The 23,960-nt window shown below is 57.2% G+C and carries 16 protein-coding genes; 7 read left to right on the top strand and 9 right to left on the bottom strand.

What is annotated here, in order from left to right; all coding sequences use genetic code 11:
• Positions 1–7: 7 nt before the first annotated feature.
• Positions 8–973, top strand: coding sequence for an NmrA/HSCARG family protein (locus FCH38_RS16870; RefSeq protein WP_210267242.1), 966 nt, complete (start codon positions 8–10; stop codon positions 971–973).
• 192 nt (positions 974–1,165) lie between these two features.
• Here FCH38_RS16870 and FCH38_RS16865 read toward each other — a convergent pair whose 3' ends face one another.
• The 7 genes from FCH38_RS16865 to FCH38_RS16835 all read right to left on the bottom strand — a co-directional run bounded on the left by FCH38_RS16865 (position 1,166) and on the right by FCH38_RS16835 (position 10,966).
• Positions 1,166–3,115, bottom strand: coding sequence for a MacB family efflux pump subunit (locus tag FCH38_RS16865; RefSeq protein WP_174374450.1), 1,950 nt, complete (start codon positions 3,113–3,115; stop codon positions 1,166–1,168).
• 8 nt (positions 3,116–3,123) lie between these two features.
• Complete coding sequence (locus FCH38_RS16860) at positions 3,124–4,317, bottom strand: efflux RND transporter periplasmic adaptor subunit (RefSeq protein ID WP_174374449.1); 1,194 nt, start codon at positions 4,315–4,317, stop codon at positions 3,124–3,126.
• 248 nt (positions 4,318–4,565) lie between these two features.
• Positions 4,566–5,915, bottom strand: coding sequence for a sensor histidine kinase (locus tag FCH38_RS16855; RefSeq protein WP_174374448.1), 1,350 nt, complete (start codon positions 5,913–5,915; stop codon positions 4,566–4,568).
• 1 nt (position 5,916) lies between these two features.
• Entirely contained in the window at positions 5,917–6,591 is a 675-nt protein-coding gene (locus FCH38_RS16850) for a response regulator transcription factor (RefSeq protein WP_174374447.1), read from the bottom strand.
• 197 nt (positions 6,592–6,788) lie between these two features.
• The gene (locus FCH38_RS16845) at positions 6,789–7,073 is read right to left on the bottom strand and encodes a YMGG-like glycine zipper-containing protein (RefSeq protein WP_149900712.1); all 285 of its coding nucleotides are present in this window, start codon (positions 7,071–7,073) and stop codon (positions 6,789–6,791) included.
• Between the two features lie 785 nt (positions 7,074–7,858).
• Entirely contained in the window at positions 7,859–8,611 is a 753-nt protein-coding gene (locus FCH38_RS16840) for a response regulator transcription factor (RefSeq protein ID WP_174374446.1), read from the bottom strand.
• Between the two features lie 171 nt (positions 8,612–8,782).
• Positions 8,783–10,966, bottom strand: coding sequence for an ATP-binding protein (locus FCH38_RS16835; RefSeq protein WP_174374445.1), 2,184 nt, complete (start codon positions 10,964–10,966; stop codon positions 8,783–8,785).
• A 220-nt stretch (positions 10,967–11,186) separates the two neighbouring features.
• Between FCH38_RS16835 and FCH38_RS16830 the strand changes: the two genes are divergently transcribed.
• The 3 genes from FCH38_RS16830 (at position 11,187) to FCH38_RS16820 (ending at position 18,490) form a co-directional block, all read left to right on the top strand.
• Complete coding sequence (locus FCH38_RS16830) at positions 11,187–14,294, top strand: IPT/TIG domain-containing protein (protein WP_174374444.1); 3,108 nt, start codon at positions 11,187–11,189, stop codon at positions 14,292–14,294.
• Positions 14,295–14,370: 76 nt separating this feature from the next.
• Positions 14,371–17,268, top strand: a complete 2,898-nt coding sequence (locus FCH38_RS16825; RefSeq protein WP_174374443.1) for an RICIN domain-containing protein — start codon at positions 14,371–14,373, stop codon at positions 17,266–17,268.
• A 109-nt stretch (positions 17,269–17,377) separates the two neighbouring features.
• Entirely contained in the window at positions 17,378–18,490 is a 1,113-nt protein-coding gene (locus tag FCH38_RS16820; protein ID WP_174374442.1) for a hypothetical protein, read from the top strand.
• Between the two features lie 507 nt (positions 18,491–18,997).
• Here the strand turns inward: FCH38_RS16820 and FCH38_RS16815 are convergent.
• Positions 18,998–19,372, bottom strand: coding sequence for a VOC family protein (locus FCH38_RS16815; RefSeq protein WP_149900706.1), 375 nt, complete (start codon positions 19,370–19,372; stop codon positions 18,998–19,000).
• A gap of 39 nt (positions 19,373–19,411) precedes the next feature.
• On the bottom strand, positions 19,412–20,218 hold the full coding sequence (locus FCH38_RS16810) for an AraC family transcriptional regulator (RefSeq protein ID WP_149900705.1): 807 nt from the start codon (positions 20,216–20,218) through the stop codon (positions 19,412–19,414).
• Between the two features lie 432 nt (positions 20,219–20,650).
• On the opposite strand from FCH38_RS16810, the gene FCH38_RS16805 reads away from it, so the two are divergent.
• From FCH38_RS16805 to FCH38_RS16795, 3 genes are read left to right on the top strand one after another with little or no spacing between them, the layout of a single operon-like run.
• On the top strand, positions 20,651–22,681 hold the full coding sequence (locus FCH38_RS16805; RefSeq protein WP_174374441.1) for an FUSC family protein: 2,031 nt from the start codon (positions 20,651–20,653) through the stop codon (positions 22,679–22,681).
• Positions 22,678–22,887, top strand: coding sequence for a DUF1656 domain-containing protein (locus FCH38_RS16800; protein WP_149900703.1), 210 nt, complete (start codon positions 22,678–22,680; stop codon positions 22,885–22,887). Before FCH38_RS16805 ends, FCH38_RS16800 begins: the two co-directional genes overlap by 4 nt.
• Positions 22,884–23,762, top strand: a complete 879-nt coding sequence (locus tag FCH38_RS16795; protein WP_174374440.1) for an efflux RND transporter periplasmic adaptor subunit — start codon at positions 22,884–22,886, stop codon at positions 23,760–23,762. Before FCH38_RS16800 ends, FCH38_RS16795 begins: the two co-directional genes overlap by 4 nt.
• Positions 23,763–23,960: the final 198 nt, after the last annotated feature.

The following is a 23,960-nucleotide window of genomic DNA, read 5'->3' as shown; positions in this document are numbered from 1 at the left end:
GTGCCTGATGCTAAAGAATGTGCCGTCTTCCGGCAAAACTACATTCGTATATATAGACGGTCCTTGTTTAACGCGAGGGTTTCAAGTGACCAATAGCAAGCACCCCATTCTGGTTTTCGGCGCTACCGGAAGGCAGGGAGAATCTGTCGCCAAAGCCTTGTTGAAGGCGGGATGGCCTGTTCGCGCACTCGTTCAGGATTCCACCAAAGCTGCATCTCTGCAATTGCGGAATGCAGGCATCGAGCTTGTGCAGGGTTCATTTAAAGAGACCGATGTCATCCGCACCGCGATGAAAGGCGCTTACGGTGTCTTTAGCGTACTGCCGGCCAACCTGGCTGCCGAAGACGAAGTCCGTCATGGTATATCGATTGCGGATATCGCTGCCGAAACCGGCATCAACCATTTTGTTTATTCGTCGGGCGCCAGCGTGGGGAACGAACTGACAGGCGTTCCGCGTTTCGACGCCAAGCCTCGTATCGAAGCCCATATTCGACAGCTCGACATGACTACGACCATCATCCGGCCGATGATTTTCATGGAAATGCTGGTGCGACCCGGTTTCGGTCTGGATGAGGGCCGGTTGATATCCCTGATCCGGCCGGACCATTCCATTCAGCTCACAGCCGTGGAAGACATCGGCAGGTTTGTTGCTGCCGTGTTTGCCGACAAGCCCCGCTTTAGCGGCATAACGCTTAAGGTCGCGAGCGACCGCCTGACCGGGCGTGAACTTGAGGTCGCCTTCAGCGAAGCAGCCGGCCGGCAGGTAACCTATGAACGGTTTCCGGACGATGTTCTGGCTGCAAACGCTGATCTCGCGCATATGGCGGAGAGCCTGATAGACGGGCCGCTCGCCGAGCAGGTCGATCTGAAACTCATGCGCGAAATCAACCCCGACCTGTTGACTTTCGCGTCCTGGCTTGCTGGCAACGGGCGCAGGTCGCTAGATGCAGCCTTGTCGGCATCAGTGTCATGACACTACGCGAGACTCAATAATAACAACCGGGACGTAACGGGGACAGGATTGTCAGGCAGCTTTCGACCATTGCCGCCGTCACCTCCTCGTAGCGGCATGCCGCGCAGTCCACCCTTTGCGATCAAGTTATACTCCCTGTCCAAGTTGGACACGGATATCGTTGCTCGCAACCGAGCAGACGTTTGCGGGTCATCAGTCACGTGCCAAGGCTTCGATCGGGTCCAGCTTTGCCGCATTGCGGGCGGGAAGGAAGCCGAAGACTATTCCGATCAGGGTCGAGCAGGTGAAGGCCACCATGATGGAGCCCGAAGAGAAGATCATTTTGAAATCAGGGCTCAGCAAATTGAAAAGAGCGCTGATCCCGAGGGCGAGCATCACTCCCATGAAGCCGCCGACAAGGCAGACCATGATGGCCTCGATCAGGAACTGGGAGAGGATGTCGCTGCGGCGAGCGCCAACAGCCACACGAACCCCGATCTCCTTGGTGCGTTCAGTCACGGACACCAGCATGATATTCATCACACCGATGCCGCCGACAATCAGCGAGATCACGGCGACTGACGAAATAAGCAACGTCAGGGTTTGCGTGGTGGTCTCGATAGTCTCGCGAATGGTCGCCGAGTTGGTGAGGAAGAAGTCTTTCGCGCCATGCCGACGCTCGATAAGGCGCGAAACCGCGGCCTCGACATTGCCCGGATCAACATCGTCGCTGATACGGACCGTTATGCCGTCGACGTTCGGACGACCCAGCATGCGGCCCATGACGGTTGTGAAAGGCGCATAAACGGTCAACGTATCAACCGCCGGGCCGAAGGAGTTTTCCCGTTTCGTCACGCCCACAACCCTCGCCGGCATTGTGCCCAGAAGGATGACCTGCCCCACCGGGTTAACCCGGTCTGGAAACAGGTCTCGCGCGGCATTTGCATCGATCACCACATTCTGGCTGTAGGCGATAACGTCCTGGGCGTCGAACAGTTGTCCATGCGCCAGCTCAAGGCCCCGTACACGAAAGAAGTCCGCGCCAACTCCGGTGACTGACGCATTGACGGCCACGGCGGCGCGCTTGACAGTTACGCTCGTCGTGACGGTTGGTGTCACGCTGTCGACATAGGGCTGGTTCACCAGCGCTTCTGCATCGGCGGGAACCAGCGTCCGTATCTTGCCCGCTTCCAGATCGCCGAAGCCTTTCCCGGCCCGCACCTCGATCGTGTTGGTGCCAAGCGAACTGATACTGCTCAGGATTTGTTGCTGCGAACCGGCTCCCAGTGCCGAGATAGCCGCCACTGAGGCGATACCGATGATGATACCGAGCATGGTCAGAAGCGAGCGCATCTTGTGCGCCCATATCGCCGCGCCCGCCATACGAAAGGCCTCAGTCATCCGGTCAATTGCGCCACGCCAGCCAGCGCCCGGCGCGTGCTCGCGGATGGGACGGGCCGTCGCGGCGGATTTGGATATATTGCGCTCGTCGGAAATGATAACGCCGTCGCTGATCTCGACAACCCGATCCGCGTGTTCGGCGATCTTCTTGTCGTGAGTGACGAGGATGATGGTGTGCCCTTCGGCATGAAGCTCGCGCAGGATCTTCATGACTTCGGCGCCACTGTGCGTATCCAGCGCTCCGGTCGGTTCGTCGGCCAGAATTATCTCGCCGCCATTCATCAGGGCGCGGGCGATCGACACCCGCTGCTGCTGGCCGCCCGAAAGCTTGCCCGGGATATTGCCCGTCCGCTCGGCCAGGCCCAGTCGGGTCAACAAGGAGATCGCTCGCTTGTGCCGGTCGGATCGGCTGCGTCCGGCATAGATGGCTGGCACCTCGACGTTGCTGGCCGCGCTGAGATCGCCAAGCAGATGATAGCGCTGGAAGATGAAACCAAACCGCTCACGGCGTAGCGCCGCCAGTTCGTCCACGGACATCTTCGACGTCTCGCGCCCTTCGATCCAGTAGCTGCCGGCCGTCGGACGATCGAGGCAGCCAAGGATATTCATCAGCGTCGACTTGCCGGAGCCCGAGGCGCCGATGATGGCCATCATCTCGCCGGCCTCTATGTCGATGTCGACGTCTTTCAACACCCGCACCATCTCGTCGCCTGCGGGAAAAGCGCGGGATACCCCACGTACGCGGATCAGCGGTTCCGTCATAGCGCGCCCTATCGCTTCGCCGCGGCCAGTTGAGCCTGGCCATCCGTGCGTTCGTCCGTGGATGCTCCCAGGACAATGGTCTCGCCTGCCTGAAGACCGCTAAGGATCTGGATGTCCGCGCCGTTATCGATGCCGACCTGGACCTGCCGGATCTGGACCTCGCCCATCGCGCCCAGTGTGCGCACACGCGCCGTATCGCCGGCCCGGGGCGCCCCTTCCACTGCGCTGAGCGGGACAAGCACGGCGCCGCTGACGCGGCTCAGAACGATGGACACCTGCGCCGTCATGGAGGGCCGCAGGACCCCGTCCGCATTCGCCACGTCGATCAGCCCGGTGTAATAGACAGCGCCGTTGGTAGAGCCAATCCGGCTCGCGGCGGCGTTGCTCTCGTTGGCGATGGAGGCCGGGGCCGGTTCCACCTGTCGCAACTCCCCATCGAAACGACGCTTCGGATCGCCAAGAATGCTGAACCAGACCGGAAGGCCCCGCCGCACACGCACGACGTCAGCCTCGGAGATATCCGCGCGCACCGTCATTGTGTCCAATCGCGCGATCATGACGATGGTCGGCGCGGTCTGCAGGGCATTCACGGTTTGACCCTCGTCAGTGACGATCGCGACCACTGTTCCGGCGATTGGAGCAGTGATCCGCGTATAGTCCAGTTCTATACCCGCAGACTCCAGCGCGACCTGCGCTTGGGCGACCTGAGCGTCCAGCGATTGAACCTCAGCCCGCGCGGTGTCTCGCATCGCAACCGCGGCGTCATACTGGGCGCGCGGCGTGGAACCACCTGCCAGCAGGTCACGCTCGCGCTCGAAATCCTTCTCGGCTTTCACCAGACCGGCGCTACGCGCGGCGTGAACGGCGCGGATGTTGGCCAAAGCGGCCTCACGGTCCCGCAAGGTGTTGCGCCGGGTCTGGGAATCGATCTCGGCCACCAATTGGCCAGCCTCGACGATGTCACCGATCTTGACAGCCAGATGCTCAACGCGACCCGAGGCCTGGGCGCCGACACGCACCAGCTCGAGCGGCTCGAGAACCCCGGTCGCCAGCACCACCTCTTCAATGTCACCAGTTCGCGCCTGCGCGGTCACCAGTTCAAGCTTCGCCGGCGGACGCAGAAACAGGAGCCAGACGCCCAGCAGACCGACAAGGGTTGCCGCCGCCAGGATGAAACGCTTGCGGGTAATGTGTCGTGTCATTTAGTCGTGGTCCATGCTATTGAAATTTGCGGGCTTTCTCTGTCACGAGAGTTACCCGAAAATTACGGGGAGCGGTCGTCGCGCCTGATCCGTTTGGCACGCGCTGTAAAATCAACCGATCGGCAAAGAGTGTTTGCAATGTGGATGGTGTGCCAGAGATTGCCCGCCAGACATCAAGCGATCGCGGCCGTGCTCAGCCAATATCGGCGGATGAAGATGCCTTTACCTGTTGGCGCAGGCGACGGCCCCTACCGCTGCTGGAAAACGCGCTTCTCGCGCCAGCGCACGGCGAATGTGCTGCCCTTGCCTGGAGCGGACGAAAGCTCAACGTAGCCGCCGTGACGGGTAACGATCTCGTTGACCATGCTGAGCCCCAGGCCCGCACCTGAGCCGTGAGGGCTGACCCGGTAGAACGGTTCAAATATGCGCGATTGCTTATCGCCGGCAATTCCGCAGCCCTGATCGGCGACAGTCACGCTGCCGTCAGCCTCAATACTGACAGATATCTGTCCTCGTCCGCCTCCGTACTGAACTGCATTACGAACCAGATTGACGAATGCACGCTCCAGAGCTTCGGCATCCCCGGGAACGAACAGGTTTTCCGCATCGCTATCGAACGAAATCTCGTAGCCTTCGGCGATCGCCAGGGGAGCAAGGTCGGCGACCACCTTCGACACGACGCTGTTGAGATCGACAGGTGCATTCTGCTGGGGCTTCTGCCGGTACTTTTCGGTGTCGAGAAGCTGGTTCGCGATCGCTGTAAGTCGCTTGATGGCCGTCTGCAGGTGTGTCTTGTCCGCACCTGGTGAAAGCGTATCTATCCTCACCTGCAGGACAGCGATCGGCGTTCGAAGTTCATGGGCCGCGTTGACGAAGAAGCGCTCCGTCGCCTCGAAGCCACTATCGAGACGACGCAGCGCCCTGTTGATGTCGCGCACCAGGCGAAGCACCTCATTGGGCAGGCCGCGCTCTTCCACCAGGGCGCCACGTGTGTCGAGATCGATCCTGTCAAGACGCGTGGTCAGATCGCTGAAGGATCGCAAAGCCAGGCGTGTGACAAACGGGACGCCAATGAGGGACATGGCGACGAGGATCAGCGCCGGCACGCCGATGGCAAGGTTCCCCAACAGCACGGTCACACCATATTGGGACATCGAAACACCGCCAGCAAAAATCGTTGCCTCACCGGCCTCTGTGTCGAAACGCTCCATGCGGGCGACACTCAACGGATCATTCAGATCACCATGGAGCTCGACACTCCTGAACGCCCGCAGGAATGGCATGTTGTCGGCAATTTTCCCGGGAGGCGCGCCGTGTGCAAGGACAATATCTTTTCCAAGGTCTGCCACGAACCACAGGTCAGGCGCTTCCTCCATAATCTCTTTAAGCTCGGCCGTCGGAACCAGATGGGGTCGGCCATTCGGCTCGAGACGAACCGAGTCTGCGATTTCCTGAGACAGCCAGATGGACGTGATCGCCACATCGGGCTTGAGGCCAGAAAGGAGATAGAAAACCAGGCTGAGCGAGGCGATGACCGCGCAGAGCTGCAGGACAATAAAACCAAAAGTGAAGCGCCAGCGAAGGGATGTGCTGGTCATCCTATTTCTGCTCATGAAGGTAGTAGCCTATGCCACGAATGTTTTTGATAACAATGTCGGCCTCCGCTTCGCCAAGCTTTCGGCGCAGGCGAGACATATTGGATTCCAGTGAGTTCGACTGGATCTCATCGTCAAAGGAATAGACCTGACCCTCAAGTGACGAGCGCAACACGGTACGCCCACGGTTTCTCAGAAGAGTTTCGATGATGAGCAGTTCCCTGCGGGTAAGCGCAAGCCGGACGCCGTTGACATGCACATCGCATGAAACACGATCATAGGTGACGTTTCCTGCCGACAGGACGAATGGGCCGTTTGTCGGCACCCGCCTCAGCACAGCGCTCATTCTGGCAATCAGCTCGGGAATTTCGAACGGCTTCGGCAAATAGTCATCGGCGCCGTCATTGAGGCCGGAAATTCGCTCGTCGGTCGACCTCAGAGCGGAGATGATGATCGATCGCGTATTTGAACCCGCGCGGCGCAAATCGGCGAGAAAGGTACTGCCATCGCCATCCGGCAGTTGCCGGTCGATAAGGACAATATCGTAATCCGCCATGGCGATTGCTTCCCGCGCCGTTGCCAGATCTCCAACAGCGTCAAGCACGATGCCATGCTGCGAGAGGGCCGTCCTCAAGGCATCCGTCATTTCCGGATCATCTTCGATAAGCAGAAGTTTCATAGTGGCCTGATCGTGCAATTCCCGGACAGCTGTCTCAGGAATTCTAACAGCAAATTATATGTGTGGTTCAGATAAACTCGACTGTCATGACCGACTGGCCGCCAAGTTGATCGGCGGTCCAGATGTTCGGCAACGGGGAACCGAAATCTGCCCGGTATCCATTTGGCCTTTAGCCCCCGTCGCCCAAGGCCAGTTTTTTATCGGCAGCGACCGTAGTTATCCCGATATCTGCAATCGTAGCTGCGCCGGTCCCGATGTTCCCAGCGATCGCGGCGGTTCCTGTCGTTTCGTTCACTAATGTTCCCAATGACAGCCCCTCCTGCGCCACCCGCGGCGGCTCCCACTGCAGCACCTTCCCACGTGCCGCTTGCCAGCCCGCCGATGATCGCGCCACTGGCCGCACCAATGCCGGCACCCTTTTCCGTCTGGCTGCACGCCGTCAGCGTCAAACAAACGAATACGCCTGAAATGATCTTTTTCATGTCTGTCCTTTCGATCCATCGCCGCTACGATCGCCCGTCGACCGTTGAGACGCACCAAGGCGGAGACGTATGGCCAGCGAAAATTACGTGGAAGTTACGCAGAACCGTCGGTATCGACACCGGTCGAAAGTGCAAATTCGTGTAGGATGCGCGGCTTCGCAGATTTACTCTGCCTTGAGCTAGCACCGAACGACACTCGTCGCTTAGCCGTCTCCTCTCGCACGGGCATATGCGGCGGCATCGACAAGCTGCGCGTTATATAATTCGGCATTGGCACTTTCTGCATCTCGGAAGATTGCCGCTTACCAGCGACCATATTCGCTTATCCATCGGGCAAGCGGCGGCGTCAGCGCCTCCGACCGCCCCCCGGCTTTGCACCTGTCGCTTTTTAAATTTTTGTTTTTTGCCGAGGATTTAGCACCGATGATCGTAGCGTTTTAGCGTACTGGATCGTAGTTTGGGCTATTGGGGGATATTATGGAGTAGGAATTGGTTGCGGGGGCCTGCTTTCATCTTTACTTGCGATCATCGAAACCGCGCCATTCTTTGCTAAAATCGCTCACGAACGGCGGTAAAAGCGGCCTATTTCGTACAGTTGCGTAGTAGCGTCGACGCCGAGCCTGAGCGAACGGCCGCATTCTCACGGTTAACTGCCAAACGACAGGTGGCATGGCATCTGGATACTAACTGGTACCTGGTGTGCCGGAGGCGGCATGTAGGCCACTTCCAGCGCTCCATACTGCAAGCCGACCATTGTCACTCAAGGAATAGACGACCCACAGACCTCAACGCATAATGATCTCGCCGGAGAACTGGAAGCCTGCGGCATGGATCACATGTACCGGAAGTTCCAGTCCGGCCTCACGCGCCTTCACGCGCAGGCGCCGTAAAACCGCATCGAGGCTCCTGGTCTCCGGGGTCATTTCCCCGTAGCCCATGGCGCGCACAAGCTCTGCGCGAGATACGATACGACCGCCCTCTTCAGCCAGTCTTGAAACCAGCTTCGCCTCCCGCCCGGATAGCCTGATCGCTATCCCTTGCGGGGACACGAGGCGCCGGGCTGCGCTATCAAAACGCCAGCCTGTGGCCGGCTCAACCGGTGGCTTCGAGGTTTCGCCTGTCTGCACGATGCGATCTGCGAGATTTTTGATGGCCAGGACGAGTTCATCACCATCAACGGGCTTGGTCAGGTATAAATTCGCGCCTTCGGCATAGCCCCGGAGCTTGTCATCCCTCAATGTCCTGGCCGTGAGGATGATAATGCCCAGATTTGTGTTTTCCGTTATATAGCGTGCGATCTCGAAGCCGCTTACATCCGGAAGATTGAGGTCGAGGATGGCAATATCGAAGTTTTCGGTGGCAAATGCCCGATCAAACTCCGCACCATTCGCAACTGCCGTCACCGCGAGCGCGTTGAGACGAAGAAAATCTGTCAGCCCTTGCCGCAAGTCGAAATCATCTTCAACAAGGATTACGCGAATAGGTTGATTTCCGCCCGATTGTCTTGGATAAGGGCGTGGCGTTGGTTCTCTGATCATCGGCCTTACGTCTGGATGCCATGCAATGCAGCCCTGAAGCAAACTGCATGACTATCTTACCCGTTCCTCCTCCCGGTCGCAAACACATGAAAATCACGGGCAGGATTCTGCAAACGGAAAATCCGGGCCATGAGCACTATGTCCCGGTGACTAATCGTCCGCTCCGCAGGTTCACCCCGGAACCGGCAGGGCGATCGTTGCCTCGGTTCCACCCCCGGCCCTGCCTGCGAGCACGAAGCGCCCTCCGTGCGCATCCGTAGCCCGCTTGACCAGAGACAATCCCATACCGGTCCCCTCGATATGCGCCGAATTGGCTCCGCGAACGGAGTTCCTGACGAGATCTTCGGGTTGCTGTCCTGCGATCCCGATGCCTTTGTCACGGATCCGCAGGTGCACCTCATCCCCCTCGCAAAATACGTCCAGCCAAACCATTGATGATCCTGCGGGGGCAGAAAACTTGAAGGCATTTTCGAGAAGATTGATGACTGCTAGCCTGAGCATTTCGCGATCAGCACGAATTCGCGCACGTTCAGCCTCGCTCGTCACCGTAACGTTGATAGTGGCACCGTGGAAAAGATCATGTGCACCCGGAATGATGATACCGATCAGATCGGCAACGCTAGTTTCTGAAAATGCTGGTTGATAGGCTGGTCCCTGAAGCTTGCTGCGTGTCAGGTTGACTTCAAGCACCTCGACCAGACGTGAAATGCCGACACGCGCCCGATCCAGTCTGGCGCGATTGGCGTCATCGTTCTTCGGAAGCGTGAGCCTCACGCTTTCAAGGTTCGTGCGGATGACGCCAAGAGGGGTCCTATACTGGTGCGAAATAACTTCCATGAACCGGACCTGCTGCTCCTGTGCCTTTAACTCGGCATGCAATGCGTGTTCCGCAACGCCTTTCGCTTCCTCAAGTTCGCGCGTCCGTTTCAGCACCAGATCATTGGCATGCTGCTCGGCGGCATTTGCCGCAAGAACTGCACGGCGATCGGCTTCCCTTGCCGCCGCCTCGGCATTACGAAGCCGCACGGCAAGCGAACCTGTCAGCAGGGTAAAATGGATGATGCTCGTTGCCGCATAGGAACCGGCGACCCATACCGGCAAGGGGAGAACGCCGTAGCGCTGGCCATTGGTTGCCATCAACCCGGCCCACAGCAGGCCGAATGCCGCAAGGTTGAGGCCATGTTGAGCATCGCGGGAGCGGATAAAATCCAGAAATGCAACGATCATGGCCATTGTGGTAAGTATAAGAATGACGGGCCCGGCCACCAGCACGAAATAGCGGTTCACCCCATACAGCACACAGAATATGCCCACCACGCCAACCAGTGCGGCAAACCGGAAATAGAGATCGATAAGCGGATAGCGGGGGCGCAGATCAAGAATTGCGGCAATCGAGAGAGCACCGGCGATCAGGCCAAACCACGATGAGGTGCTGGTGAGATAGTCATTGCCGAGTCCGCCTTCATTGAAGAACAGCAGCCTGGCCAGGCCGAGGCTTCCAAAATATGTCGAGCTGACAGCCAGAATATCCATGGCGAGAATGATGTAAAATCTTTTTCGATCAAAATAAAAGAAGAAGAACTGGATGACGAGCAATATGCCCATGCCCCCGAACCACATGCCACGAACGATATTCTGGATGATCGACCCATATTCGTAATGAGCGGGAGACAGTATTTCCGCTGAAACGTTGAGACTTGCGTCATGATTCCGGGCGCGCAGATATATGATCGTCGTCTGGCCCGGCTGCAACTCAAGGGGAAGTATGTTCGCCGATGTGTTTACATTGGCGCGTGAGCGCGGCGAATGATCACCCATCTCGTAGACATCAAAATCCGCAGCACTCATTCCGGCTTTTTGCACGCCAACATATGCCTCCAGCTCATCCGTAAAATTCGGCGTGAGCGACAGGAGGAGATTCTGCGGATGTTCCGCCTGCGGCGACAAGGCCAGCGCAAATCTCATCCAGGCGGAGGTCCGGACGAAACCGAGATTGATATCATGCCCGGCAATCGGCGCGAATAACGAGTGCTGCGCGAGCAGATCATCCAGTGTCGCCTCTGCATTCTCGACAAGTGCGACATCGATAAAGCCATCAAGAGACAGGGAGCCGGAAAATACACCCGGCACTTCCCGAATGCGAATTTCCGAAGCGCCGTCGCCAGCGTTTGTGGCTGTGGCACCAAGGAACAACGCGATCAGCATGGCCAGAAAAAGCTTCAATATCGACATATGCCACACCCGGAAGGTCAATGGCCAGAATGGCCGCAACAGTCTGAACGAGCCGGTTCTTGTCCCCCGTCGCGCGCACACCACCCGTTCCCACTGGCTCCCGAAGGTAATGTTGTCAAGCATGAAGCCTGATTCCCGATAGCAGGAACCGGCGACCCGTCGAACCGGTCTTACGACCTGTCGATATTTAGGGCGATTGTGGCCACGCAGACACGCTTTCCGTTCCAAACCGTTTCAAACCGTTCCAATTGCGTTCTGTCCGGGCAGGGCGAAGCAAACTAAACATGTTCATTGCTGCAAAAGGCATACCTTCGGAAACGCATGCACGACGGAAAACTTTGAAATGATTGGTGTCAAGGCCACGGGATTTCTTGCAAGAAAACTAGTGCTCAGGAAATTTTTGCAAGCGTCACTAATCCGGAGGATCCTTCTTTCAACCTTAACGATGACGGGCCTTGCAGTAGCGGCATCTCCCGCTCTGGCGTTGTCGAACGCCTGCACGACCCTGAATAGCAATAGTGGCACCACATCCTATTCGGCAACATTCAATGCGGCGGATTTTGTGACCGGGGAAACGGTTACGGTGTCATTTACCGATAATGGCGGCGACCCAAAAACCGTCCCCGAGATCAACTCCGCCCAGATCAGGCTGAATAACCAGAATAGCAGCACCGTATTTTATCGGTATTCGAGCTATACAGGTTCTGCTGGACCCCATTTTGGCAGCCACAACTCCCTGAGCACCAACGGGCTATCGATCCAGATCAATTCCAGAACATTCCTGAGCGGGGTTACGATTGTTTGCTCGGCCCCTATCTCGGCCCCGAATGTTACCTCGATTTCGCCTGCATCCGGCACAACAGCGGGCGGAACGGCTGTTACCATTACGGGCACCAATCTGACCGGGGCCACTGCGGTCAGCATCGGTGGTGTAGCCGCAACCGGCGTTACGGTCGTGTCGGCAAGCTCGATTACCGCGACAACGCCCGCTCATGCGGCAGGTGCCGGGAATGTGGTGGTGACCACGCCTGACGGAACAGGCACACTCACCAACAGTTACACTTTTGTGGCACCGGCACCGCCGGTCGCCAATGCTGTTTCCGAGACTGTTGCTGCCAATTCGACCGGCAATGCCATTGCGCTGAACATTACAGGTGGTGTGGCAACTTCGGTTGCAATAGGCACCCAGGCAGCAAACGGTACAGCGAACGCTTCCGGCACGTCGATCACCTATACACCGACAGCAGGCTTTTTCGGCCCCGACAGCTTCACCTATACCGCGAGTAATGCCGATGGCACCTCGGCGGCGGCAACGGTCAACATCACCGTCCGCCCGCCCGTGCCGGTCCTCAGCGGTATCTCGCCCGCATCCGGCACAATCGCCGGCGGGACGGCAGTTACCATTACCGGCACCAACCTGACTGGAGCAACCGGAGTGAGCATCGGTGGCGTTCCAGCAACCGGTTTCACCATCAATGGTGCGACATCGATCAGCGCGACAACGCCAGCAAACAGGGCAGGTGCTGTGGATATCGTGGTTACCGCTCCGGGTGGCTCGGGCACATTGGCCAATGGCTTCACTTATCAGCCCGAAACATTCGTCATCTTACCGGCAAGCGGAAGATTGCCTGACGGAACGACTGCCAATGACTACCGTCAGACACTTTCTCTGAGGGGAGGCACCGCACCATTCACCTTCAGCGCCTCCGGATCCTTGCCGTCAGGTCTGGGCGTCGATCCTGCAACGGGCGAAATTTCCGGAAGGCCGACAGTCGCCGGAAGCTACAGCTTCACCATCACGGTAATCGATGCAAACAATGTTACAGGTTCTGCGAGCTACGCCGTCAGTATCGTCTCTCCTGTAACCACACTTGTGTTTACGCCAGGTGGCGGAGCCCTTGCGGACGCCATGGTCGGCGAGGAATATAGCCAGACTACCACAGCCACCGGTGGCACCGGTTCACTGGTCTACAGTCTCGCCTCCGGAACTCTGCCCAGGGGAATAGTGCTCAATATCTCCACCGGCGAACTGACCGGGCCCACCGCCGCCGATGCTGAAGAGAAGGATTATGCCTTCAGCATTCAGGCGCGTGACGGCAATGGCTCCACAGGAACAGCAAGCTATTCGCTGGCCGTCCGGCCCCGAACCGTCACTGTCACTGACAAGGTGGTCAATATCGATACCGGCTCCTCGCCTGTCGATGTTTATCTGAACCGCGGCGCGACAGGCGGCCCATTCGTGCAGGCCGAAACGACCTTCGTGGAGCCGTCAAATGCGGGAACTGCAACGATTATCCAGGGCCAGCTGGCCCAGAGCGGACCGGTTAACACGCCTGTTGGCTGGTATCTTCAATTCACGCCGAACCCGGCCTATTCGGGTCAAGCTCGTGTCGGTTTCAGGCTTACCAGCGCACTGGGTATCTCCAATACCGGCACAGTGGTCTATAATATCGCCTATGACGCCGGGCAGGTGGAATCGGATATCGACCAGCTCGTCCATAGCTTCATCCGCACCCGCCAGAGCATGATCGCTTCCACGATACATGTTCCCGGACTTCTCGAACGCCGGCAGATGAGCGAGGCAACCGGGCCAGTTACTGCCCGCGTGACGCCATCGCAAAACGGCATGACCTTAGACTTCTCCACCAGTCTCGCCCGGATTCAATCGGCAAGGGACAAGGCCGACGGCCAGGCTGGCGGCTATAGCTCACCATTCAATATATGGATCGATGGCGCCTTTCTGGCTCACACCGATACTTCGGACAACGGCGGCAAGTGGGGCAGCTTCGGCATGCTCAATGCCGGCGCGGACTACCTTCTGACAGAGAAGATCTTGTTCGGGCTGTCTTTCCACTATGATTACATGACCGACCCGACAGACGAGGACGCAGAATTGAGCGGCAACGGCTGGCTCGCTGGCCCCTATGCCTCTTTCGAAATCGGCAAGGGCGTGTTCTGGAATGCCAGCCTGCGCTATGGCGGATCTGTTAACGACATCGATACGCAAATCTGGGACGGCGAGTTCAGAACCAGCCGCTGGATGGCCGATACCGCAATCGAAGGCCAGTGGGATATCGGTAGTGATACAATGCTGAAGCCGAAGTTCAGGGCAGTCTATTTCTCGGAAAAAGTCGAGGATTACACCGTCGGCAACGGCACTGGCGACACTGTTATCATCAATGGCTTTAACGAGGAGCAGTTTCGCGTCAGTCTCGGTGCCGAGATCACGCGCTCCTTCACTCTCGATAACGGCTCGATGCTCAGGCCGAATATCGGTGTGACGGGAGGCTTATCCGGCCTCGATGGTTCCGGGGCCTTCGGCGCCCTCAAGGCGGGGCTGGCACTTCAGACGCCGGACCTGTGGATGGTTGATGCCAGTTTGCTGTTCAACTTCGAAGGGGATGGCGACAGGTCAATCGGCGGACGGATCGGATTGAACGGACAGTTTTAACAGCCGTACGTACGCCACCTGCACGGGACCGTGCAGGTGGCAGCATATTTCAGCTTTAACATTTCAGGAATCAGTGATGCCAGGTCCACAGCCCGCCGAACCGGATGAAGACGAGATCGAGCAGAAATACGAGGCGCTGAACCAGCGGACCCGTATCCACTGTCTGCAAGAGGCGGAACTGGAAGTCACAGAGGCTGAAAGACAGCTGAAGGTCCGGGCGGCACAAGTGCAGAAAGAAGCGGCAGACGACCGTGCCGCGATCCTCTCCGCCGTGCGGACCTCGACACCCGACATCACGAGCAAGCTCGTGGAAAAAATGGACGAGATGTCCATTGCAAATCATGAGTTTACGGCGCGCGATAAAACCACGCTGATGAATCTGGCCAATCTCCAGATCAACGACAGTCAGGACTTTTTCGATCTGACGCCGGCTCAAAGGGAAGACCTGCTGGATCGCGTCGGATTCTATCGCGGTGTGGCAATCGATCAGCGTGCTTCGAACCAGGTTCAGGTCGGTTTCAGGGATGTGCTGAGGCGACCCGGAGCAGAAGCGCTCTCTGCGCAGCCCGCGAATATCGTCGTCGCCAAGCCATTGTATCGAAAGCCGGCATTTGCAGGATATTTCGAGAATTATTTCGCTTTTTCGGAAGAGGTGCATCAGAACCAGAAGAATGGCGTCACTAACCTGAAGTTCTCGCTGGCGGTGAGTGCCGGTGTGGCTGTACGGGGCGGCCTGGGCGTTGCAGTCTCTTCCTCACGGCAAAGCCAGGAGGGGGCTGGCGGCCTGCAGAAGCAGGTTTTCATAACCTCGAACTTCTTTTTGCCCCGGATCGAATTGTCATTCGATGATCGAAAGCCCTGTGCCAGCCAGGAATTCATCGATGCGTGCCGCGAAGTGATGGACGATTACCAGACCATCGAAGGCCGGTTTTCAGCACTCCGGAAAGTGCTCGACGCTTTCGGCCACTTCGCCCCGACAATGATCCTTGTTGGCGGTCGCCTTTTCGCCACCGAAACCAGAACATACGAAGGTGCGCAGACGACGAGCGACGTTACAAAACGTTTCGCAGCCTCTGTAAAAGCAAACCTGAAAACGGTCTCCGCCAATGTCGAGGCATCTGTCGAGGGCGAAGATTCCTCGCAGGATCAGGCGAGTGAAAACTCACGGAAAGAAAACCAGTCGGCCACATTTCACGCTATGGGCGGAGAAGGCGGTCTTGTCCAGGATGCCGGCGGCTGGATCCGTTCATTATCTGATTACCGCCGCTGGAGCGTTGTGCAGCGTGAGGATCTCGTACCGAGCATCAATCTTCTTCCTACCGACCTGAGAGATGCGTGCTGGTCTATCCTCGGCGAATTCGCTGCAAGGAGTACCAAACGTGATCTGCTATACAGGGAGAACGCAGCATTTATTTTCTACGGGGAATATGGGGATCGTCTGGGCAATCTGGCCGCTGAAACATGGTTCCTTGCCGAGAATGCCGCGCACCTTTGCGGACTGACTATCAGCCAAGTACCGCCGACTGACGGAGGCAGCATTGGCCTGGTGGAAATCATCCCGTCGGATACGCAAGCCTGGAGAATGAGTCCCGAGGGACATCTCATCGCGTTTGTTACTCGCCCGGCCGGCCTCAAGGGTCGTGGAGCGACAGCCGAGTTTGCTATCAGTATAGGAGAGGCTGAAGCAGGCTCGAAACAGGCGGAACTTCCGGTCCTGTTGAAGCAGGTGGGCATGGCCGAGCATCAGCAATGGGCATATTCCGGTGCGGGAACCTTTACCAGCACCACCATGAAAGGGAATTATGTACTCGCCGTCAACCAGGCAAAAAGGCTGGTTGCGCGGCCGCAAGCAAAAAGCGCCAACGCAACGGAGATCTGGAACCTCACCGAGATCACACCTTCGCTCGACCTGAAGACATTTGCGCAACTGCCTTCGACAAAGCCCGATGGACTGTTCAAGCTGGGCTCCCGCGACAACAAGATGGTGTTGTCTGTTCAGGATGCAGAATGCGTCAGCAAAATAGCACCTGATATCGGTTCCCGCGTGGTCATGCTGCCTGATCTTGGCGGTGCGCACCAGGTATGGACCATGGGCGGCGATGGCGTGATCACCAGCCGTATCAAGGCAGTTGATGGCGATGTGGAGAGCGAGCTTCTGCTGACCGCCGATAGCAACGGGCAATTATGCGCAAGGACTAGGGCCGCGAGCGAACGCCAGCGGTGGGCCTTGACGAGTGAAGGTTATCTGAAGCCCATCACCGAAACCTCGAAGGTTGCAACATCCGGCACGGCGAACAATATGCACGGACAGTCTTATCCGGTCAGCCTCGAGGAACAGGCCGACACCGACCGTCAGAGATGGTCTGCGGTTATGACTGCCGATGCAGGCAGATCATTCACGCAGGACTTTCCCCGGGACACGAGCGTTTTTCCATACTCCATCTATTCCTTTTGCAGCCTTCCCATCCCGGTCAGGGGCAAGGTCAGGGGCCTGAGATTCAAGGCATATAACCGTGGCCGGACCCGAGATGGCTGGGGTTTGAAATGCGAACTCTATGTCCAGAGAACCGGTTCATCCACATGCCAATGGGTATATGAGGAGCGGGAGCCGGATGAGGCCGATCCAGAGCAGTCTGCCTATATCTGGAGCGACAAGGCACAAGGTAAATGCTTTATCCAGAACAGCCTGCTCTATCTGCCGTCCCATCCCATAAGCGAAATGCGTTTTGCCTTCGTCCCGGGAACCACGATACTAAGCCCGATGTACAGATATGACGGCCATGCCGAATGGATCGCCCCGATGAGTTCGCGCTCCGACACTCTGCGGGATGCAGACCAACTCGTCGTTGCGCAGAAGGGCGTCATCGCGGATGCGGCAAAAGATGTTATCGGCATAGGTTTCTATCGCGAGGAAAAAGTCAATTTCCTCGCACCCCGGATTCTTCTTGCAGACCGGATCCCGTCCGATCGCTGATGCGTGAGAAGGAGCATTGCGCACTATGTAACCCGGGCATGTGTCCGGGTTCGGGCGCCTGATACATGAAACTTGTTATAAATCTTTTCCAGCAGGTTGGTTGTCGCCAATGAATATTTCAGTCTTCACCTGGAATTTACAGAACTTTTCAGAAAGCAAGGCCCGTGAACTCTCCCGCGATGTGGCTGATCATATTGTGGCGGTCCTTGAGGATGGCGATAATAAGGACCGCAAATTTTTAGGGACCTTGCTGGAAATCAATGCTCCGCCAAGGACAAGGGCCCGTGGACTGAATTCGATAGACGTTATCGTGGACTTGATAAAACAGGCTTTCGATCCACACAGGGCGAAATATTCGCCCACCGTGGTTGCCTTTGATTGTGGCGGCCTTGCCTACACCCGTGAGTGGATAATTATAATTTACCAGGGCATCGAAGTTCTCGATGTCAAAAAGCTCGGCTTTCCGGCAAATCTGCGCCCCTATATCGATAAAGCCAATCAGGAGGCTATACAGGCAGCCCATGATGCACGGAAATTGCTGAGAAAGGCATATATCACGAACCCATACGCGACAGCGGTTCCAGTCATCGAGCAAACGTCGCTGAACAAGAAACGGTCGGCATCTGCTGTCGAGGGATCAGACGACATTGACAGCGATGAAGACGGAGGCATTATCGGGAAGAAAAAACTCCACTCGGATACCAACCCCGTCTACTCCGTTAAGGGGCAGGACTATCATTTGAGGCTGGATTCCGTCAAACGATGGGGTGCCAAGGTCGCCAATCAGGAAACAGGTTGGTATCGGGATGGTTGCGTCATCACCGCAGCAGTGAAAATGCCCCGCAGTTACGCCAACATCACGATTACGTCCGCGCACTTGCCCGGGCCGAATTTCACAAGCATGGACAAGAATATCGTTCCCGTATTTGTCGACACAAGTGTCATTCACGGAGCGGACATTATGATCGGGGACCTGAACCACTGGGGTTCGATAAAACGTCGCTTTTACAAAGATCTGAGCGCCGGACTTGAAAAGGGCACAACTCTTCTGCAGACATTGCCCACGGCATTGTCGAATTTCAAGGCCGACCGCGCGATCCTTCGTAAGGGCGGGAGATGGAAGGATGCTGTTACAAGAGTTGACGCGGCAGACCCCTTGTTAAACAAAAGCTTCGAACGCATTTCTGATCATGCAATGCTCACGGTTGTCCTTGAGCGCTGACATACTTGTCTCCTGTCTCCGATCCGGTCGCGGCCAGGGTTTCAAAAGCACTACCCCGTTCTCCCGTCAGTTAGAAGCCAATGTTTCGCGAGGCGATGAAGGTTCGACGTCTGCAGCAAGGCTCATCTCACGATTTCGTTCGCCAACCGGTCAATGCAACGAGGTCGGCCAGTCGCTCCTTATAGGAAACAGACCTCTGATGATCACCTAGTCTAACCCGGAGAGCTACCTCGTCGCCTGCCGTTCAACCCAAAATCGAGCGTGTTTATAGTTGCGTACTTCAATTGAAGCCGCGACCTCGAACAATATGCGCTCTCCACGGCGACAAAAAATGTACGCAGCGGGTCTATTCTGGTTCTTCTAAGTGCCCTGCCTTCTCTTGCCGCAGATGACGTCGATGAACTGACCCGCAAGGTCTCCAACCCCGTCTCTTTATGTTAAGCGTCCTCGTCCATTCGGATTTCGATATCGGTCGCTGGGCATGACTAGGAGCTACGCACAGCTACCTCATTTCAGCTGATGCGTCCGCGCGGAAAGTTTGTTTCCGTCGGGGTCGCGAAGATATGCGACGAACGCGCCGTTCGGTCGTTCCGTAGGCGGGCTCTCGATTGACGTGCCGCCGTGTGCGACACCAGCGGCATGCCATGCCACGACATGGTCGGGGGTCGTCGCCGCAATACCGATCGTTCCGCCGTTGGCAGCGGTCGCCGGCTTCCCGTCGATCGGTTTCGTTATCATCAGCCGCCCTCCTTCATGTGCGTAGAGCAGTCGGCCTCGCGCATCCATCTCGCCGGGCTTGCCCCCTAGGGCAACAAAGGTGGCGTCGTAGAAATTTCTAGACCGCTCCAGGTCGTTACTGCCGATCATGATGTGGGTGAACATGCCTTATCTCCTCTCAGGTGATAACTGAATTTCATGATGCTACCGGTCAAAGTTACCTAAATATCTGGCTGGCGATGTGCCAAGCGCTTTCTTGAACATGGTGATAAACGCAGACACGGATTCATATCCAAGGTCGCCCGAAACCTGCTGAACTGTCGACCCGGCCGCAAGGCTGCGGATTGCGACGATCAATTGCAGTTGCTGTCGCCAACGACCGAATGTGAGGCCGGTCTGGTGCTGGACGAGACGTGCGAGCGAATTCTCACTCATCCCCACCCGCCTTGCCCATAGCGCCATCGTACTGCGATCGGCGGGATAGTCGGCCAGCTCCGATGCAATCCGCACAAGCCGGGGCTCATCTGTAAGCGGGAGATGAAGATGCTCTATCGGCATCCGCGGCAACGCCGACAGAAGCAGTGTTGCCATGAGTTCTGAATCTGCGGTCACTGCTGCGGGCTGATTAGCCATCTCAATGATAAGTTCCCGGATGAGCGGGGATAGAGACAGTGTGCAGCACCGGTCTGGCAGATCGGCGGCGCCCGGCTCGATGAACAGAAAAAACAAACGGGCGTTGGCGGTTGCCACGTTGCTATGCGGCATGCCGCCGGGAACCCAGACGCCGCAATGGGGCGGCACCATCCACATCCCGCTTGGAACGCGACATGTCACGCCGCCCCGTGAGGCCATGACAAGCTGCCCTTTTTGGTGGCGGTGTTCAGGTGCCTCCCGTTCGTTCTGGGATACGTCGATCCTCACAGCGTGCACTCGCGCCGCGGACTTTTCTAGGTCGTGGTCGCCCAAGGCTGCAGAAAGGGATAGGGGCGGATGGTGGAATTTAGTCATCATTTGAGAGGATATCTAAATTCATCAACAGGCTTTGTCGATAGAGTCATCCCAGATAATTCGGAGAATGACGATGTCAGTGCAACATCATGAGCCTGGATACTGGTCTGATATCTTTCAGACAGAAATTCGATTGCCTCAGACGTGCTATTCCAAGCATTGCATCATGCTTCCAGACAGCGTGGGGCGCGGGGCCAGTCGCATAGCTATCGCGCGAATGGCCGTGAAAACCTTCCTTGAGAGAGTTGGCGTTTGGTTTGCCCGCCGGTCACGGACATCGTCGGTCGTTTCACGCGCTGATCTGTCGGATGCTTATATGCATGCATGTTTAGCGACACCGTTTTTTTGCTACGTCTCGCCTGAACTCTATGGACTGACCACCTCCAGGGGTGACAGAGGCGCGACGCAGGTCGACGCTCACCCGGTGGATGACTTATGAGCGCTCGAACCTTTGTCACCCCCGGGAACGTGATCTTTTCATTGAAGACGTTCCTTGCGGCAATGCTTGCTTATTACATCGCAATCAGGTTCGATCTGCCGCGACCGTTTTGGGCGGTTTCAACCGTCTACATCGTTGCTCATCCCCTTTCGGGCGCTATCTCATCAAAATCGTTCTATCGACTGCTGGGAACGCTGATCGGGGGCGGCGCGACCATCATTATGGTCCCAAATCTCGTGAACTCACCCGCACTGCTTTCCGCAGCGATTATCTTGTGGGTGTCGGGATGCACGTTCATCAGCCTTCTTGACCGCACACCCCGCAGCTATGTTTCCCTGCTGGCCGGATACACCGTGCTTCTCGCAGGATTGCCACTTGTCACGGCGCCGGCAAGCACGTTTGACACTGTCGTTGCGCGGGTCGAGGAGATCGGACTTGCGATCCTGTGTGCCTCGATCGTCAGCCACGTTGTTTTTCCAGTCCATGTCGGCACAGCACTGCTCGGGCGGATCGATGCTTGGATGGCAAGGGCGCAGGCGCTCCTTGCGGCAACTGCAACCGCCAGGGCGGATCAAGCCCGAAACAGAGCGGAACGATACGCCTTGGCGGCAGAAGCGGCGGACCTGCGGTCGTTCACGGTCCACCTTCGATATGACGGATCGAGATATCGATCTGCCGTTTCGCTTCTGAGGTCACTGCAGCACCGCATGGTCGCCATTCTTCCGTTGTTGAGCGAACTCGAGGATCAGCGAAGGGCATTCTCCAGACTCGGCACTCCGGGCACGGAGCAGGCCATGTCGATGATTGCGGCGATCGGATCGACATCGTTAAGCTCCCCGGAACTCTTCGGGATCAAAACCAATGCGCCAGCCTCTTTCGAAGCGCCTCGATCATGGGAAGTGCTTCTTCTTGCTAATGTTTCGCGGAACTTGCGGGATATTGCTCAAGTTTCTCGTGAGTATCAGTCGCTTCGAGACGCTTTGAAGGAAGAGAATGCAGCGAGGGCAGTTGGTCGCTTCGCGTCTCGGGAAAACATCCCATCCCAGCACGCTGACATCGCCATGGCGTTGCTTTCGGCACTGGCGGTTGCGATCTGCCTCACAACATCAATCACCTTCTGGATCGCCAGCGCGTGGACCGACGGCATGACATTTGCCCAGATTTCAGGCGTACTTTGCTGCCTTCTGGCGACGATGGACGATCCGGTGCCAGCCATGCGCAAATTCGTGTACGTCACCATCGGGTCGGTCATCGCGGCGTCCGTCTATGCCTTCGCGATCCTTCCGCTGATCGATGGTTTTGTGCCGCTTGTCGCTGCACTAGGCCTCTTCCTGATACCTGCAGGGATTTGCCTTGCCGTGCCTTCGCTTGCGATCGTCGGCATGGGCCTTTGTATAAACTTTCCACTTCTTCTTACTCTTCAGGCACACCAGAGCAGCGACTTCATGACGTTTGTAAACTCGGGTACCGCGACTGTTCTTGGGATGGTCTGGGCGATCGTGGTGTGCGGCATCTTCCGATCTGTGAGGGCCGAGACGAATGCCAGGAGGCTTTTCTCAGTGACACAGACGCATATCGCCGGGATCGCGGGGGGCCAGCATGCCGACGCGCATGTCACGCGCCATCACGTCATCGACGTGGCAGGCATGTTTGCAGTCAGGGCAGCGAAACTACCTGCCACCTCCGACACATCCGATACCGACCTGATGAGGGACCTGCGCGCGGGGCTCCACATGACGGCAATGCAGGTGCGCTCGAACGAAGCCTCGATACCTGTTTGTGTCCAGGCCGAAGTCATCTTCTCGGCGTTGGAGCTCTTGTATCGGATGACGCCCGCCAAGCGTGGCGAGGCCATGGAGCGTGCACTTGGTATGCTGGACGCCTTTATTCTTTCAACCGCGGACCTCTGCGTAACGGACGCCGACACGGAACTCATAGTGCACGCGGCCGCTCTTCGTCTGTGCCTTGCACCGGAGAAGAATCCTCCGGTTTCGACAACGTCTCCATCGAATAGGAATGCCAAGTGACCGGACAATTCGACCTCTATGGTGTCTTCCTGCCTTGGTTCTCCGCACTCGCGGTGTGTGCATACGGCCTGCTCCGGGTGCTCATGCCGGTGTTCGGCAGACTGAGGCTTTATTCAGCGGTGTGGCATCGCTCACTGTTCAACCTCGCACTTTATATCACTCTCCTTGGCGTGCTTTCCGCTGTTCTCAACTGGTTGCAGACATGACAAATTTTACCATCACCTTTGGCAGAGCCCTATTGACCTTATCCATGACATGTTGCGCAGCGGTTCTAAGCTGGCACCTGTGGTCTTTCTACATGGAAGCGCCGTGGACACGGGACGCTCACATCCGGGCAGATATCGTTCGTCTGGCACCAGATGTGTCGGGACCCGTCACAGAGGTTTTGGTATCCGACAACGCGCAAGTCGAGAAAGGGATGCCCCTGTTTCGGATCGAAGCAAACCGTTTCGAACTCTCTCTGCGCCAGGCAGAGGCCCAAGTGCAGAGCAGTAAGGCCGCAGCGAATCTGGCGAAAATCGAATTCGAACGATATCAACTGCTCGCCTCCAAAGAAGCCGCCAGCCTCAAGGAGCGGCAGCACGCAGAAAGCCTGCGGTACCAGGCAGACGCCACTTACCAATCGGCACTCGTCGCCCTTGATCTCGCGAAGCTGAACCTTGACCGAACAACCGTAAGAGCGCCAGTCTCGGGCAAAATCACGAACTTCCCTTTACGTCGAGGCAACTATGTCTCCGCCGGAAATGCGGTCGGGGTGCTAATAGAAAGTGACGCCATCTACGTTGCGGGGTACTTTGAAGAAACAAAACTCCCGCGGATCCATGTCGGAGATAGCGCGAAGATCGAGATAATGGGAGAACGGCAGCCGATTATCGGCCATGTCGCAGGTGTTGCCGCCGGGATTGAGGATCGCGAGCGAAGCGATTCTGCAGGCTCGCTGGCTAGCGTTGCTCCGACATTTTCATGGGTCCGCCTGGCCCAGAGGATTCCGGTGCGAATTGAGATCGACGACGTTCCGAAGTCGGTCAGCCTGATTGCGGGGAGGACCGCAACAGTCTCTGTTGAGCCGAGGAGCGACTGAGGCGTAAAGCCATCCTGTGCGCCGGAATACGTAGATCGAGGTGCACGCGCGTCCCAACGTTTTCGTGACCCCAATCTGCAAGGGTAGACTTGAGGGTCCCTCGGCGATGAGCCCTGCATTTTGTCTGGTTTAAGTCATTCCGAAAGCATGGTGCCTAGGACCACGTTAGCCCGTAAAGCGGGCCACTCCAACCCATTC

The sequence above is a fragment of the Agrobacterium tumefaciens genome (assembly GCF_013337285.1).
Lineage (GTDB): Bacteria > Pseudomonadota > Alphaproteobacteria > Rhizobiales > Rhizobiaceae > Agrobacterium > Agrobacterium burrii.
Note: the sequence above shows the minus strand (reverse complement) of the source record. Positions and strands in the feature narration are given on the sequence as shown.